Source organism: Clostridium sp. LIBA-8841 (genome assembly GCF_034439435.1).
Lineage (GTDB): Bacteria > Bacillota > Clostridia > Clostridiales > Clostridiaceae > Sarcina.
Genome location: NZ_JAPCKJ010000001.1, coordinates 261,024 through 277,708 on the forward strand (window position 1 = coordinate 261,024; position 16,685 = coordinate 277,708).

The 16,685-nt window shown below is 26.6% G+C and carries 17 protein-coding genes, 1 tRNA gene and 1 riboswitch; of the genes, 6 read left to right on the plus strand and 12 right to left on the minus strand.

From position 1 onward, the window contains the following. The first annotated feature begins 45 nt into the window (after positions 1-45). From OIF33_RS00965 to OIF33_RS00975, 3 genes are all read left to right on the plus strand, one after another. The gene (locus OIF33_RS00965) at positions 46-1,884 is read left to right on the plus strand and encodes a S8 family peptidase (RefSeq protein WP_322502355.1); all 1,839 of its coding nucleotides are present in this window, start codon (positions 46-48) and stop codon (positions 1,882-1,884) included. Between the two features lie 110 nt (positions 1,885-1,994). Beyond that, positions 1,995-2,097: riboswitch (TPP riboswitch) on the plus strand. Positions 2,098-2,187: 90 nt separating this feature from the next. Further along, complete coding sequence (gene thiT / locus OIF33_RS00970; RefSeq protein WP_322502356.1) at positions 2,188-2,883, plus strand: energy-coupled thiamine transporter ThiT; 696 nt, start codon at positions 2,188-2,190, stop codon at positions 2,881-2,883. A gap of 111 nt (positions 2,884-2,994) precedes the next feature. Then, complete coding sequence (locus OIF33_RS00975) at positions 2,995-4,071, plus strand: histidinol-phosphate transaminase (RefSeq protein ID WP_322502357.1); 1,077 nt, start codon at positions 2,995-2,997, stop codon at positions 4,069-4,071. A gap of 142 nt (positions 4,072-4,213) precedes the next feature. Here OIF33_RS00975 and cax read toward each other — a convergent pair whose 3' ends face one another. From cax to OIF33_RS01010, 7 genes are all read right to left on the minus strand, one after another. Then, a complete protein-coding gene (cax, locus tag OIF33_RS00980) occupies positions 4,214-5,260 on the minus strand; it encodes a calcium/proton exchanger (RefSeq protein ID WP_322502358.1) in 1,047 nt (348 codons plus the stop codon). A 378-nt stretch (positions 5,261-5,638) separates the two neighbouring features. Further along, a complete protein-coding gene (locus OIF33_RS00985; protein WP_322502359.1) occupies positions 5,639-6,925 on the minus strand; it encodes an ectonucleotide pyrophosphatase/phosphodiesterase in 1,287 nt (428 codons plus the stop codon). 141 nt (positions 6,926-7,066) lie between these two features. Further along, the gene (locus OIF33_RS00990) at positions 7,067-7,426 is read right to left on the minus strand and encodes a hypothetical protein (protein WP_322502360.1); all 360 of its coding nucleotides are present in this window, start codon (positions 7,424-7,426) and stop codon (positions 7,067-7,069) included. 128 nt (positions 7,427-7,554) lie between these two features. Continuing rightward, the gene (locus OIF33_RS00995) at positions 7,555-7,968 is read right to left on the minus strand and encodes a hypothetical protein (RefSeq protein WP_322502361.1); all 414 of its coding nucleotides are present in this window, start codon (positions 7,966-7,968) and stop codon (positions 7,555-7,557) included. Positions 7,969-8,166: 198 nt separating this feature from the next. Continuing rightward, complete coding sequence (locus OIF33_RS01000; RefSeq protein WP_322502362.1) at positions 8,167-9,078, minus strand: DUF368 domain-containing protein; 912 nt, start codon at positions 9,076-9,078, stop codon at positions 8,167-8,169. 35 nt (positions 9,079-9,113) lie between these two features. Beyond that, on the minus strand, positions 9,114-9,887 hold the full coding sequence (locus tag OIF33_RS01005) for a M15 family metallopeptidase (protein WP_322502363.1): 774 nt from the start codon (positions 9,885-9,887) through the stop codon (positions 9,114-9,116). Positions 9,888-10,172: 285 nt separating this feature from the next. After that, the gene (locus tag OIF33_RS01010) at positions 10,173-10,721 is read right to left on the minus strand and encodes a hypothetical protein (RefSeq protein ID WP_322502364.1); all 549 of its coding nucleotides are present in this window, start codon (positions 10,719-10,721) and stop codon (positions 10,173-10,175) included. A gap of 223 nt (positions 10,722-10,944) precedes the next feature. Between OIF33_RS01010 and OIF33_RS01015 the strand changes: the two genes are divergently transcribed. Together OIF33_RS01015 and OIF33_RS01020 are read left to right on the plus strand one after the other, a co-directional pair. Then, entirely contained in the window at positions 10,945-11,304 is a 360-nt protein-coding gene (locus OIF33_RS01015; protein ID WP_322502365.1) for a GntR family transcriptional regulator, read from the plus strand. Positions 11,305-11,335: 31 nt separating this feature from the next. After that, entirely contained in the window at positions 11,336-12,448 is a 1,113-nt protein-coding gene (locus OIF33_RS01020; protein ID WP_322502366.1) for a DUF5808 domain-containing protein, read from the plus strand. Positions 12,449-12,470: 22 nt separating this feature from the next. Here OIF33_RS01020 and OIF33_RS01025 read toward each other — a convergent pair whose 3' ends face one another. The 3 genes from OIF33_RS01025 to OIF33_RS01035 all read right to left on the minus strand — a co-directional run bounded on the left by OIF33_RS01025 (position 12,471) and on the right by OIF33_RS01035 (position 13,639). Beyond that, positions 12,471-12,797: a hypothetical protein gene (locus tag OIF33_RS01025; protein ID WP_322502367.1), complete on the minus strand. Its 327-nt coding sequence runs from the start codon at positions 12,795-12,797 to the stop codon at positions 12,471-12,473. Positions 12,798-12,891: 94 nt separating this feature from the next. Then, the gene (locus OIF33_RS01030; RefSeq protein WP_322502368.1) at positions 12,892-13,482 is read right to left on the minus strand and encodes a class D sortase; all 591 of its coding nucleotides are present in this window, start codon (positions 13,480-13,482) and stop codon (positions 12,892-12,894) included. A 70-nt stretch (positions 13,483-13,552) separates the two neighbouring features. After that, positions 13,553-13,639, minus strand: a tRNA-Leu gene (locus OIF33_RS01035). Positions 13,640-13,870: 231 nt separating this feature from the next. On the opposite strand from OIF33_RS01035, the gene OIF33_RS01040 reads away from it, so the two are divergent. Next, positions 13,871-14,812 (plus strand): hypothetical protein, encoded by a 942-nt coding sequence (locus OIF33_RS01040; protein ID WP_322502369.1) that lies wholly within the window; start codon positions 13,871-13,873, stop codon positions 14,810-14,812. Between the two features lie 41 nt (positions 14,813-14,853). On the opposite strand, the gene OIF33_RS01045 is transcribed toward OIF33_RS01040, so the two are convergent. Beyond that, positions 14,854-15,723 (minus strand): methionyl aminopeptidase, encoded by an 870-nt coding sequence (locus OIF33_RS01045; protein ID WP_322502370.1) that lies wholly within the window; start codon positions 15,721-15,723, stop codon positions 14,854-14,856. Between the two features lie 307 nt (positions 15,724-16,030). Continuing rightward, positions 16,031-16,627 (minus strand): zinc dependent phospholipase C family protein, encoded by a 597-nt coding sequence (locus tag OIF33_RS01050; protein ID WP_322502371.1) that lies wholly within the window; start codon positions 16,625-16,627, stop codon positions 16,031-16,033. Positions 16,628-16,685 lie beyond the last annotated feature (58 nt).

The following is a 16,685-nucleotide window of genomic DNA, read 5'->3' on the forward strand; positions in this document are numbered from 1 at the left end:
GCTATAGAATAATATAAATATTATTAATATAAATTAGGAGTCTTTATGAAACAAAGCTTTTATAATAATCCAGATTTCATAAATTTGCTTGTAGAATATTTTGGTGATATTCAATCCGAAATAGAAAACATCCCCAACGCAAGTATTTATATTATAGATGAAAAAATTGCAATACTCTCTTTAAAAGAAAGTGATTTAGAAAACTTATTAAAAAAAATTCAACCTTTTATTCTTGCAGAATTAGGAACACTTTATACTTTAGAGAACACGTCCCCAGTTGAGGCTTCTTCTGCAATAACTTTTCACAGAAATCCTTATTTAACACTAACTGGAACTGATGTAATCATAGGAATGGTTGATACTGGAATTGATTACTTAAATAATGAATTTCTTCTGGAAGATGATACTACTAGAATTCTTTATTTATGGGACCAAACAATTGATACTGGAAAAGTTCCAGATAATATGCTTCATGGTAGTGAATATTCAAAAGAAGATATAAATAGAGCTATAACTCTCTTTAAAGAAGGAGGAGACCCATATACAATAGTTCCCTCAAGAGATGAAATTGGTCATGGCACAAAAATGGCATCCATAGCTGGTGGAAGAGGTCGCAATAGAGATTTTATAGGTGCTGCACCTAATTGCGATTTCATTATAGTTAAATTAGAACAAGCCTCTAAAAATTATGCCAACTTATTTTTTCCTCAAAACGATATACCAATGTATAGTAATACCGATATTATATTGGCTGTAAAATATTTATATGAAAAATCTATAAAGCTTCAAAAACCAATAGTGATATATATAGGGTTAGGAGGAAATCTAGGACCCCATTCCGGTGAAAGCAATTTAGAAAGATATATAAATAGAATTTCTACTAAAAGAGGCATAATAGTAGTTAGCTCAAGTGGTAATCAAGGAAACACAGATACTCATACCTCTAATATAATTCCTGGTACTGGCCTTGATAGCGTAATTGAAATAAGCGTTGGAAAAGAGCAAAAAGGACTAGTTTTACAAATTTATGGTAAAAAACCCGATAAATTCACTTTAAGCATAACTTCACCTTCTGGAGAATCAATAAAAAACATAACGGTATTTGATACCAAATTAGGTTTATTTGGATTATTTTATAAAATTAAATTTATATATGAAGGAACTTCAATGGAAGTAGCTTATGATTCTCCTGATGAATTTACAGGAGATGAATCCATCTTAATCCGTGCAGATAATATAGCAGAAGGTATTTGGAAATTTACTCTTACTGGCGAATATATAGTTTATGGCAAATACAATGCTTGGTTACTTCAAAGAGAATTGTTAGCTCCAGACACTAAGTTTTTAGCACCAACTAAGGAAACTACCTTAACAGAACCTGGAACATGTACAAATATAATCTGTACGGCCTATTATGACCAAAATAATAATGCTTTAGTATCTAGTTCTGGCCAAGGCTTTACAAGAAATGATATAATTCAACCTATTATAGCAGCTGGTGGAATTAATGCCATAGCAACAAAGCCTGGTGGTGGAGCTTCTCTAGTCTCTGGTGGAAGTGTAGCTGCTGCTGTTACTGCTGGATGCTGTGCTATCCTCCTTCAATGGAGTATTGTAGATGGTAATAACCCAACAATGTACGCTCCAAAACTTCAAACTTATTTAATTAGAGGAGCTAGAAAAAGACCAAATGATATATATCCTAACCGAAATCTAGGGTATGGTATTTTAGATGTAGTTGGAACCGTAAATAGTCTGAGACTAGGTTCTTTCGGTAGAGGTTATTCACCAAACAGAAATCTTAATGAAGATCTTTTAAGTAAAAATGATGATTCAACAGAAACCTTTAATGTGAATAATTTATTCATAAGAATTCCAAAGTAAATTTTTTGTTTGCTTTTTAATATTTCTTAACCTAAGGTAAACTTTTTGTTTACTTTTTAATATTTCTTGACCTAAGAATAATTAGCGTATAAAATAAACTTAGAATTATTTTCATGTGCTAGGGGTGCCTTTAGGCTGAGAGATGATAATTATCATTAACCCTCAACACCTGATCTGGTTAATTCCAGCGTAGGGAAGCGTTTAGGGCTGTATTTAAACCGGATCTATGTTTAGATTCGGTTTTTTTATTTACATTCTTTAGACTCTCTAAGCACACTTAAAGTTTAAGGAGGGGTTTAAACTATGATGTCATTTTCACAAATAATAAATGACTTTATACAAAGTTTTTCATCAATTAATTTAGGAGGAAATTTAAAGGAGATTTTAACTAATCCACTAACAATACTCACTTTAATTGGATTCCTAATAATATTAGTTTTACTTATAAAAGCTAAAGATATAAAATTTGATGCTAAAATGCTTACAACTATAGGGATTGCTTTAGCTCTTACAGCTGTATTAAACATGCTAAAGATATATAAATTTCCTCAAGGCGGAGGAATTACATTAGGTAGTATGATTCCTATAATACTTATTGCTTATGCTTATGGTCCATTAGTTGGAATGCTTACTGGATTTTTATTCGGTATAATTTCCTTATTCATAGATCCATATATACTTCATCCTGTTCAAGTGTTATTTGATTATCCTTTACCATATATGGCTTTAGGAGTAGCAGGATTCTTTAAAAATCATAGAATTTTTGGAGCCACAGTTGCAATATTCCTAAAATTTGTAGCACACTTTATTTCTGGAGTTGTTTTCTTTGGAACATTTGCTCCTGAAGGAATGTCTCCAATTCTATATTCATTTTTAATAAATGGTTCTTTAATAGGTATTGATGGTTTAATCTGTATAGTAATATTAAGCGTTCTACCTATTAATAGACTTATTAAAGCCATACAATCTAAAAGCATAACAAGCAAATATGCAGCTTAAAATAAAAAAGGTCTAGATTTTTATAAAAATCTAGACCTTTTTATTTTTTTCTTAAAGAATTATACTATAATTATAAAATAAAAAGTTAAATCAACTTAGGAGGTACTACTTATGAGTATTAATCATGGAGCTAATTTATTTGATTTATCAAGTAAGTTAGGCTTAAATAAAACAGATATTAAAGACTTTAGTTCAAATATAAATCCCTTTGGCGCATCTAAAAAAGCTAAAAATGCTATTCTAGAAAACATTGATATGGTTTCTATGTACCCTGATCCTAAATATACGGCTTTAAAAGAAGCTATTTCAGAATACTGTAATTGTAAAAAAGAAAATATTATAGTGGGAAGTGGTGCTACAGAATTAATCTCTTCTTTTATAAGCATTATTAATCCTAAAAAAGCATTGTTACTCTCCCCTTCCTATTCAGAATATGAAAGTGAACTTGAAAAAATAAATTGTGAAATAGTTAAGTTTTTCTCAAAAGAAGAAGACGACTTTAAAATAGATGTACATAAATTAATAAATTCTATAAATTCTTCAAATTATGACTTAGTTATAATCTGTAACCCTAATAATCCTACAGGTTTTGCTTTTTCAAAAGATGAAATTTCTTCTTTACTAAAAAATACTTCTACTATATTTATGGTAGATGAAACATATGTTGAGTTTACAGAACCTGAAATATATTCTTCTACTCCTCTTGTAGATAACTTTTCTAATCTTTTTGTAATTAGAGGGACTTCTAAGTTTTTCTCAACACCTGGAATAAGATTGGGCTATGGACTTATTTCTAATAAAAAAATAAAAGAAGAAATGCTTGAAAAGCTTGATTTATGGAATATAAATATTTTTGCCACAACAATGGGAGAAATTATGTTTAAAGATAAGGAATACATAACTTCAAATACTTCTAAGTTAAAAGAAGAGAGAGACTTCCTATTTAAAGAACTAAGTTCCATAGAAGATTTAAAAGTTTATGAAAGCTACAGTAATTTTATTCTTTGCAAAATTACTTCTAAAAAGCTTACTGCCACAGAGCTTTACAATAAGCTTTTAGAAAAAGGGTTAATAATAAGAAACTGTTCTTCTTTTGAAGGATTAAACGAATATTTCTTTAGAGTGTGCGTATTAAAACCTGAAGATAATAAGCTTCTTATAGAAAATCTTAAAAATTTATTTTTATAATTTTATTAAAATGAAGAAGATGTTGTATCGAAATAACTTTTAATACAACATCTTCTCTCTTAAAATTAGACTATAATATATAAAGTCATCCTTTTTAAACATAGCCTAAAAGTAACTCATTTTATATAATTATCCTTTTAATTTAAACAATCATAAACATAGCTGCTATTATTAAATAAACTGCTAAGAGTTGAACACCTTCAAGCCAGTTAGATTCTCCATCACTGACAACTCTATTAGCTATAAATACAGAAACGATTAATGCAACTAATTCAAAAGCATTAAATATTATGCTCATAGGTTTAAATATAAGACTTAAAAATATTAATACTGGAGCTACAAATAAAATAACTTGTAAACTTGAACCTATAGCTATTTCAACTGCAACATCCATTTTATTTTTCATTGCCATTATAATTGCTGTACTATGTTCAGCAGCATTTCCTATTATAGGTATTAAAATTATACCTACAAAAAGTTCGCTTAATCCAAGACTTTCTGTCATTGGCTCTACTGCTCCTACTAAAAATTCACTTTCTATAGCTATTATTACTGTAGCTACAATAAGTACTGTTATGGCTTTTTTTAATGACCATTTAGCTTCCCCTTCTTCCTCATCCTGCTCTACAGCATAAATATCTTTATGAGTGAAAAATGAGAATATTAAACTTAATATGTATATAGCAAACATTACTACAGCAACTATTACACTTATGCTTTCATATTTTGTGTTTAAAAATTCTGGTTTTATTGTGTGCATAAATATAGCAGGAATAGTTAATCCAATAACAGCAAATAATAGCATACTTGAACTAGTCTCCATTACTTTTTTATTAAAACTTTGAGTTTTATACTTTAATCCTCCTGCTAACATACTAGCACCTAATACTAATAATATGTTCCCTATTACAGATCCTGCAATAGAAGCCTTAACAACATCGAATAATCCATCCTTTAAAGCAAAAAATGATATTATAAGCTCTGTAGCATTTCCAAAAGTAGCATTTAAAAAACCTCCTAATTTAGGGCCTGTATAAAATGATATCTCCTCAGTAGCCTCTCCCATAAGTCCTGCTAAAGGGACTATTGCTAAAGCAGATAATATAAACATAAGTGTTGGTGAAAAGTGCATAAACTCTCCTATAATACTTATAGGAATAAATATTAAAAACCACTTTAGTATTTTCATGTTTTGTCCTCCTAATATTAATAATAATTTTTACCAAAAACAATTATATCATTTTTGTTAATCAAATTAATAGTTTATTATCAATTTATTCGTTTAATATATTTAAAATACTAAAGCAAAAGTTCCGTAAAATATTATATATGTACTAAATTCTATACTTATCTTTGTAAATTAATTTAATTTTTATTATAAAAATCCTTATTTTTCTTTAAAATAAAAAAAACGCTATTATAAGCGTTCTTTTAATTAACTACATATCTACATTATGAAATAATTTTTGGCAATAATTTTTCTACTATTTTAAAATATCATAATTTTGCGACAATTTCAACAATTTTATTTAATTAATTATTTTCTCCAAGTTATAAAAAAAAATTCTTAAATATCCAATATTCTTTCTTCAATTACTCCATCTGCATTTTTAAAGTCAAAACCCAATATTTTCCCTAAGGTAGGACCATGATTTATTAACTTACCTTTCTCTAAAACTACCCCTGATTTTACTCCTCTTCCAAAGGCTAAGAAGAAAGTTTCATAATTCTTTTTCTTAGGTGAATATCCATGAACCGCTTTATAGGTATGTTTATTGTGTATATTCTTAGTATCTTCAACAACAATTCCCTCATATTCATTAGAGAAATAATATCCTCTACTAGCTTCTACCATAAAATCACACTGGTCATTTGCTCCAGCCTTAATAGTTTCTTCTCTATTTAATATAAATTCTAAAGCACCTGTCTCCTTAAGTTCCTCTAAAACTTTTAGACACTTTTTATTTTCTTCATTACTATTCTTATCATTTAAATAAATATATGCTGATCCTCCACATTCTCTAGAAATAGCTTTAATTTCTTTAAGATTTCCGTTTTTAAACTCGATTAAATCTGCCTTCTTAAAAGCACTATTAAGGCGTATTACTTTATTAGTATCTATAGCACTATGATCTCCTAATAATATTAGAGTTGTATCTTCATATATGCCAGCTTCCTTTAAACACTCTATTATCTCTCCAACTCTAATGTCATGTCTCTTTAAAGCATCTATTGCTTCTAAACTTCCATAACCATAATCATGTCTATGAGAGTCTACATCTATTAAATGAATCATTGTTAAATTTGGCTTGTATTTCTTTATTGTTTCTTTAGCGCATTCTGTAACAAAATTATCTAAATAAGGTTCTTTAGTTCCTTTTCTAAGAGAACCAAACTTTTTATTCATTGTAAATTGATATGCTTTACTTCCAGCTAAAGCTGACATAATTATTTGATTATGCCAAGGTTTAGTTTCAAATATCTCAGGCATGTTATAATCTATTTTCATTTTTCCAGTTACTGGCCAAACTACTGAAGCTGTTGTAAGTCCATTCTTTTTAGCTAATTCAAATAAAGTTTCTCCCTTTATTTTATTTCCATACCAATTCCAATTTGGATTTTTGTCCTTAAACTTCAATACAGTATTGTTAGTTATGCCATGATTAACTGGATATCTTCCTGTTATAATAGATACATGTGCTGGATATGTTAAAGATGGATATATTGTCTCTACATTCTTTATAAGCGCACCATTTTTTATCAATTTAGATATGTTAGGTAAATCCTTCATTATTTCAATATCCTTTGAAGATACTGCATCTAAAGATATGACTACCATATATTTATTTTTCATCTTAATTGCCATCTCCTGTTCTTACTAAATTATTTCAAATCTTTTATCATTTGTATGAATATATGAACATTTTAATGTTACTTATTCAACTAATAAATCTTACTTTTGTTATTCTAAGCTTTAACTGACTAAGCTTTATACCTAACCATTAACTTTTATGTTATTTTCCATACTTAACATATCTTTAAGCTCTGAGTAAATTCCCTCATCTACAACGCCTTTTAACTTAATTAGAATTTTTTCAGCCTCTTGAAATCTTCCATTCCTTATCTTTTCTATAAAAGTACTTACACGCCAAGACCTTTTCATTTTTTTAGTTAAAAACATTAGTAAACTCAATAAAAAAGCAGGTAATAAAATTCTAGGCTCCACTAATGCAATTACTACTATAATCCAAGCTACATTAGAAATTATCCTATATGGTTTGCAAATTTCCCTTATGGAATCACTATATTCAAACTCATAAATCTTATTCCTCTTTGCAAAAGCTCTACTTCCCATATATCTCTCCCCCTAATAAATAATTAACATAATTATACCTTTTTCCGCCATATTTTTCCATAATTTATAATATAAAAGATAAAAAAATACTCAAAGCCTTTAACTTTAAGTATTTTTAAAAGTTTATATTAACCTATTATATCTCTTGCCAGCTCTTCTAATTTTTCTTCTCCATCTTTTTCTGAGAAATTATAAAAACAATTTGCTACTTGTATTTTTTTAGCTCTTGATATATTTAAATCTTTACTTATTTTTTCTAAGAAATCAACTTCTTCTATATCACAATCCTCATCAACAAGACCTATTCTAACAAGTTCAAAATAAACAATATTTTTAATCTTTTCTGATGAATTTCTTATTGAATTTATTGCTTCTTCATATGAAAGATTTCCTAAATCCACTTTTTCTAAATCTAATTCTTTTATATATGTACGAATTAATACTTCTTCTTCTTTTCTTATATCCTCATCAGCTAAAGCAAATTCAGTTACTAAATTTATAAATGCTAATCCCTGTTCTTTATTTAATTCTTTTAAAAACATTGCTTATCCCTCCGTGTAAATAATTTTTAGTTTATTATTAATATACTATAAAATCTTTAGCATAACAAAGTCTTTATAGTTAAATTTCGATTAATAAATGGATACAATTCTCTGTTTCTTTATTATATTCTAAAAATCTATAGTATTAACTAATAAGCTGTTATTACTTATAAGTAATAACAGCTTAACTTCTATTTTTTATATATCTGATACCATTTCTTTCTTTTCAAGATAAATCTTTAATTGTTGTAATCCTATAATTAAAGCTCCTCCTATAATAAAGAAAAGGAAGTTAAAACTACTTAAATTCATAGCAGCCTTAGGAATTTCTAATGTAGTTGGTCCCATGAAGACTGCATATATAGATCCAATCATTAATCCTATTATGAAGTAAATCATTTGTGGTCTATAATTTGAAAGCAAGAATTTTATTAGTCTTATTGTTGTTATTATACCCGTAATTACTCCTAGTCCAAAAACTATAAGCATAGGTAAATAACTAAAGTTTAGTGTTAATACTTCTTTTACAGCATTTACTACTGGTGCATAAAGTCCAAATATTAAAAGTAATGTTGAACCTGATATTCCTGGTAAAACCATTGCTGAGATTGCTATCATACCAGCTACAAAAACATATAAAGCAAGTGGTAATGAAAATTGATTTAATACTAGACTTGTACTTTTTGCACTTCCAGTTGCTGGATTAAAATAAGTTATAGTAGCAACAATAGCGATACCTAAAATAGCATATATTATGTATTCATAATTTTTCTTTAATGCTTTTTTATCCTCACTTATTATTATTGGTATAGAAAATATTATAAATCCAGTAAATAAAGAACTAATTTTATATATTTCCTTATCAAATATTGATGCTATGAAAAATATGGATAAAACCATACCAGTTATCCAACCTACTCCTAATTTTAATAAAAACACTAAGGCATCTTTCTTAGTCATATCAGTTTTTTTAGTTGAGGTTAAAGCATTTAATGAACTTATAAATTTGTTATAAAACCCCATTATAAAAGCTATAGTTCCTCCAGAAACACCTGGAACACTATCAGCTAAAGCCATAAAAAATCCTCTTATAAAGTTAATCACATACATAGACTATCTCCTTTAAAATCTTATATATTATAATATTATTTTGTTATATCTAATTCATCATATAATTCTTCTAATGTAAGATTATTATCATAACAATACTTACTAACCTCTAAATTTCCAACATATCTATAATGCCAAGGTTCATAGCTATATCCTGTTATCTCTTCTTTACCATTTAAATATCTTAAAACAAAACCATATTTATATGAATTTTCTAAAAGCCATTGCCCTTCTTCAGTATTCTCAAAAGATTCCTCTAGTTGGAATCCTATAGAACTAGTAGTTAAATCAACAGCTAATCCTAACTGATGTTCACTTCTTCCTGGAAGAGCTACAAGTACACTTGAATTGCTTTTTTCTTTCTCTAATGCTCTGTTATATAAATATTCCTGTTCCTCGAAGGATCTATATGCACAAGAAAGATATAAATCAAGTCCTTCCTTTTGTGCATCTTTGAATAATCTTTCTAAATCATCTTTTAAAACCTTGCTTATCTTATTTCTAGGCTCACTTTCTAATCCAACCAAACTAACATTTGGAACTATTAATTCCTTTGGTTCATAGTTTCTATCTATAGGATTTTCCTCATTTACAATTTTAAATAATCCATCTTTATCATTTAAAATTATATTTTTAATACGAATTTGTTCTTCACTAAGCTCATCTTTTTTATTGATTTCTTCATTTAGCTCTAAATTATTTGTTTCTAAAGCATTTAACTTATAAACTTCATAACTTCTTCCTATAAAAAAACTAATTATTGCTACTGTAGCAACAATTCCTATAGATATATATCTTTTTAGTTTCACTTAAATCTACCTCCAAATTATGCATTAAACAGACTAATCCTTTAAATTATTACCAAATTTAGATTATATAAACTTGATTTTTTAAAAATTAACCTGTAAAACCATAAAAAAGAGATTTTTCCTAAAGAAGTAATACAACTTTTATTATATTATAAACTTTATTCTATATTCAATATTATAAATTTTAAATTATATATTTTCATTAAAATTCAGTAAATTTATAGCATATTTTCAACAAATAAAAAAGATATCAAAAAATTCAAAATTTCTTGATATCTTTTTATTTTAAAACTCATAAATTATTACTTCATATGCTCTCAATCTCAATTCATCTATTTCTTTTTCAGAATTTTTATAATTACTAATTAATATCTTTGGGTTTATACCTTCACACCAATCAAAGGAGAAGAAATTTTCTCTATCCAAAAGATTGCACACAACAAGTAAATTTTTATCTTCATACTTACTAATATACGATAATATACTTTCATCATTATTTACTACTTCTTTAAATTCATTTTCTTTTATATATTCTTTAACTCTTAATAAATTATTTAAATATCTTTTAAATCCTATTATTTTAAAAAAATCAGCTTCCTTTACTATGTTAAGATAATTTTCAAAAGTACTTTTATTATCTTGTAATAAAATAAAATACGTAGATATAAGATTTAACAGCTTTAATCTATGAAAACTAACAGTAGTATTTTCTGCTATCCTCTTTAAAAGCCCTTGAAAAATTTCCTTATTTTTATTTAATACTTCATTAAGGTTTCTTAAATTTAATCTTCCATCACATATTAATTCCTTCTTTTTATTACTTAAATTTATCATAAATCATCTCCACCATTTAAATAAATTTAATATTAAATAATATTAGTAAATTATATGAAAGAAAAACTGTTTATATCATCTAAAATTTAAAAAATTCCTTCTTAGCTAAAATATTAACTATTCTATTAAAATTATAGAAAACAAAAATAAGTATAATATAGTATTCCATTTACATATAATATTTGTTATATTATATATATAACAATGATTAGGAGGTAATTTCATGATTGTTGAATTAGATTTTGAAAGTGATGTTCCTATATATATACAACTAAAAAATGAAATAATAAAATTATTGGCAAATAAAACTTTAGTCAACGGAGATTCATTACCCTCAGTAAGGTCCTTCGCCTCTCAACTTGGTATAAATCTTCATACAGTAAATAAAACCTATTCACTCTTAAAAGATGAAGGCTACATAAAACTAGATAGGCGTACTGGAGCTGTTGTTTCTATTGACTTCTTATCTAATGAAAAGTTTAAAGAAAACTTAAAAGCAGATATGCAAAATTATATAAATGAATGCATTGCTAGAAATATCTCTAAAGAAGAGTTTATAAAAATTGCTGAGTCACTTTTTTAAAATGAAAAATATATTTTATTAGGAGGGGACTATGGACTATATCATATCCTTTTTATTTATATTATTTGATTTCTTTATATTTTACTTTTTAGGAGCATATGTGAATAAATTTTCAGATCAAGGAATCATATTTGGCGTTAGAGTTCCTATAGAATTTAGAAGTAATCCTAAAATTAAATTAATAGAAAAAATTTATAGAAGACATTGTTTAATATACTGCTTAATGGTTACGGCAATAGCATTAATTGTTAGTATCTTCAATCATCCAGCCTCTATAGTTCTTCATATATACCTTCTTTTATTTGCAATTACAATACCTTATGTAAAAGCAAATAAAGCCATGAAAAGAATAAAAAAAGAACTTGGCTGGAAAGTTTTATCTAAAAATAAAATAATATTATCTATTGATAATAAAAAAGAAAAGGTTACTTTAAATCTTTGGTGGTTTTCTATTCCTATTTATTTAGGTATAGTAAATTTATTAGAAGTAATTATTTTTTATCCTAAGAAAATTATAGAAATACCTATGCATTTTGACTTTTCAGGGAATATAACAAGCTTTGCTAGTTCAAATTTAATAGGAACAAAAGCTTCTGTCTATATGCTACCTGTTTCTTCACTATTTATTACATTATTTTCATTATTTATAATAAAATCTTTCGTAAAAAAAGGAGCTAGATTAAATGGAGGAACAATTGCTTCCCTAATAAAAGAAAAAAAAGTTTTTAAACGTGAAATATCATTAATGTTATTTTTCACATCATTAAATATTAGCTCATTATTTGTATTTCTAACATCTATAATTCTAGGCTTAATTAAGGTCAATAAAGAAATTTTTACTGCTGTAAACATCTTATTTTTGATTTTAATAATATTAATACCTTTACTATTTATCTTTAGAATATTAAAATCAAGAAATCGCCCAATAAGTACTAATGATGATGAACTTTATAGAGATGATGATGACTTATATAAATTAGGTTTATTTTATTATAATCCTAATGATCCAGCTATTATGGTTGAAAAACGTGCTGGTATTGGGTATGACTTCAATTATGCTACCTTACCTGCAAAAATATTTGTTATAATAACATTTTTAATTCTTTTAGCCTCTTTAATAATGCCATTTTTTTATTCAAAATAAAAAGAGGACAAACTGTCCTCTTTTATTTCTCTGCTTTAAGTCTACTTCTCCTATGTTTATCTGTTTTAAAAGTAAGATTAACTATAAATAATACTATAACACTCACATAACAAATTAAATATACTCCTACAGATATTTTACTCATAAAAACTAAATACATAGCTGTAAGTATAATTCCACAGTTGCCAATTCTTTTAAGTGTATCTCCTAATATGCAACTTATATATTCCACATCATCTTTTTCTTTATCAAAGCCTGATAAAAGATTGGCTAACTTTTTTTCTTTTACCTTATTTCCTATAAATATGTTAAAAATACTTAATGATAATAATAAAATAGCTATAACCATATTTCCCTCCAAATACCATTTTATTGAATTATACCATAAATTAACATATATTTTTTGTATTACTAATTAATCTTTATTAAAATTTTTTTAATTTTTATTCAATTAAAATTCCTTTTACCACAAGTCTATTTTTTGCTCTATTAGTACATGTTACTAAGGTTATTTCCTTTCCTTCTCCTTTTTCTAATAAAGTAAAATCTGTTGGCTCTATAACTTTCTTTGTAAAAATCTTATATTTATATATCTTGTTTTTATAATTTAATTCTATAATATCTCCTACTTCTAATTCCTTTAAATTTTCAAATATACTCCCATAAACATTATTATGAGCTCCTAAAACACAATTTCCTTCTTCATCTGGTAAAGAGGAATTTTCAAAATGAGCTATAGAGTATTTTAAATTCTCCTCAGATACCCCTTCTACTATTGGTGATAAAAGATTAATTTTCTTTATTTCTAGTAATCCCCATATATTTCCTTTATTTGTATTTTTCTTTTCTTCTCTTAAAGAATCTGAAGTATTATCATTTATATTTAAACTATTCTCATACTCTTTTATCAATGCTTTTTCTCTTTCTTTTCCTTTATAATTTAAATATAATATGCTGCTTGTTATAAATAAGCCCATTATAAAAATTATTAATATACCTATATTAATAATTAGTTTTATTTTTTTATTTTTCAAATTACTTCCTCCAAAAACTTATAATTTTATAAGTAACTATAAAAAAAACACCTGAGAACTCTCAGATGTTTGGTGCCGAAGACGGGACTCGAACCCGTACGAGTATTAGCCCGGCGGATTTTGAGTCCGCTGCGTCTGCCAATTCCGCCACTTCGGCGTGAACATTTTTATTATATAACAATTGTACAATTTTGTCAATACAACAATTTCCACATCATACACTTCATCCTACTTCTCTACCATTATATAATAATTTATTCCTCACTTACTAGAAATAATAAAATCTCTTTCTCCAATCTATTATTACTTTATTATCTTAAATATTCATAGTAAATAAATCTTTATAATATAAATTATAATAACAGCATGTTAAGTTAGGAGAATAATAATGAATGATCTTTTAAACCTCTTTATATACATAGATGAATACTTAATTAAAAGCCTATCCTCTGTATATTTGAATGGATTTATAGATATACGAACTTCTAGAAGAATATGTGATAACACCTTAGCTGGAAGAATCCACTTAGATGAAAATAATAAAATATTTTGTAGTGACGGAAAAAGTAAATCTTATAATAAGGGTTTTAAGACTAATAATAGAGCAAATGATTTCAATGAAACAACTTTTTATGGAAATGATCGAAGTGTAGAAAGTAGAATATTTGGAAGAACTGAAGAAGAGATAAAGAGAATTTTTACCACCTTTGAAATACACAATAATATGATTACGAGAATGACTGATTCAAATGCACTAAAAGATATAAATGACATCTCCTTTATTAATTCAAATATTTCAGAAGGAGATTATATAAGAATAAAAGGATGCATAACTGAAACCTCAATGTCATCCTATTTAGATTCAATCATAAGCTTATTGGAATGTTTTCCTATAGAACTACTTGATTCTCTTTTAGTAGATAAGAACTTAGGCAAGTTAAATTTTTCAATAATATTGAATTTATTAAAATCAATCAAAACTAAACTCTCTTGCACTTCTACTGAAGATATAATTATGAATTGTTCTGATTATACGGCAATACTTAATACAAATTCTAAATATTTTTTAAATGGAGATTGCTATGTTTATGATAAATGTAACTGTAGTTGTAATGTTCTAGGTAAGGTTATTAAAGTTTGTACAGATGGTAATGATTGTATAAACCTCTTACGAAAACTTACGCAAGAAAATTATTATATTAATTTACTAAATTCAATTTCCCCTTATTTAGATTTAATAAAAAATCTTGATATACCTATTCCCAAATACCCTGATCCTAAAATTAAATCTCCAACTGTGTTAATAGCACCAATAAGTATGTATTTTTAAAGGCTTTCTAATTTAAACTAGAAAGCCTTTAAAACTTTTTACTATTTAGCTATTATTTCTATTCCATCTTCTGTTACTAATATAGTATGCTCCCATTGAGCTGAAAGAGAGCCATCCATAGTTAATGCAGTCCAATCATTATCAGCATCCACAAATACATCATATTTTCCTTCATTTATCATAGGCTCTATAGTGAATATCATTCCTGGAACTAATATCATTCCTTCTCCTGCATCACCATAATGATATACAAACGGATCCTCATGGAATTTTAACCCTACTCCATGGCCCCCAAAATCTCTTACAACTGAATATCCATTCTTTTCAGCATGTTCTTGAATTGCTGCTCCTATATCTCCTAAGAATCCCCAAGGTTTAACTGCTTCAATTCCTTTTTCTAAGCACTCTTTAGCAACTCTAACTAGTCTTTTAGCATTTTCACTAGCTTCTCCTATAATAAACATTCTTGAAGCATCTGAATAATATCCATTGTATATAGTAGAAACATCTACATTTATTATATCCCCTTCTTTAAGGATTATATTTTTATCTGGAATTCCATGACAAACCTCATCGTTTATTGATGTACATACACTTTTAGGGAATCCGCCATAATTAAGTGGCGCTGGAATAGCCCCTTTACTTATTGTATAGTCATGTACTATTCTGTCTATATCTTCAGTACTCATTCCTGCCTTTATTTTTTCTGCAACTAAATCTAAGACAGCATTATTTATTTCTGCACTTTTTCTTATTCCTTCTATTTGTTCTTCATTTTTTATTATATCTCTAGTAGGAACTTCAAAACCTTCTCTAGCTAAATTTTCTATTCTCTCATCAAATTCCATATGACATTTTTTATATTTTTTCCCACTATTACACCAACATAAATCGTTTCTATTCATTTTCATTTTTTTGTCTCCTTATAAAAACTTTAAATACTCAATAAAGTATATATCTATACTTTTAAGTATATACTAAGTTATACTTTTTTCAAGTTTCCTCCTCCCCCTTTAGTTCAAAAAAAGAATAGCTTTTATTAAGCTATTCCCTCCAATTACTATCTATAAAAAGAGCTATATTTTCTTATATTGTATTCATTATAATTCATTAAGTTATATATAACTCCTTTTATATTAAATCTCTTTGCTAATATTATCATAATATCCTCCTATCATTTACCCTTTTTATAATAATATGTAATATTATTAGTTTTTATTAAAAAGCAACGTATTTTTCTCTTAAAAGTTCTTTTTTATCATTTTTTTCTATACACTCTAAAATATATCTTGTGACTGAATTAGTAAGATACATAGCAAAAAACAAGTCATTATGATGGCCATATAATTTTCTATATTTTTTCAAAGCTTCTCTTAAAAAATCATCATAGTTGGAATTTCCCAATATCTTATAGCTATCACTTATTATTACCTTTTTACTTAAAACCTTATGTAACTTTTTCTCATATAAGACATGCTTAAGTGTTACACTTTCTTTAAATCCCCATTCTTCATCGTGAGGTAATGAAAAGAAATCACATAGAAAATGACATATTACTCCCAATTCTATACTAAACTTTTCTTTTCCTAATTGATTTATTATGTTATAGCTATTTAAGCTTGTTAAATGAACTATCTTCTCCTCAATAATCTTTTCAAACTGCTTTCTACCATGTTTCTTCAGTCTATATTTAGGTGATATGTCTGGAAGAACATTCCCTTTTAAGAAACTCTTTTCATCAATTAATTTTCTTCCTCTTCCCTCAATAGTTTTTAATGTATTTTCTCCTATTTCAATATGAGTTTTATAAAGCATATTAATCACCACCTTTAATATATTTTGTTCAAAGTACAAAAAAAAAATTACAAGTTAA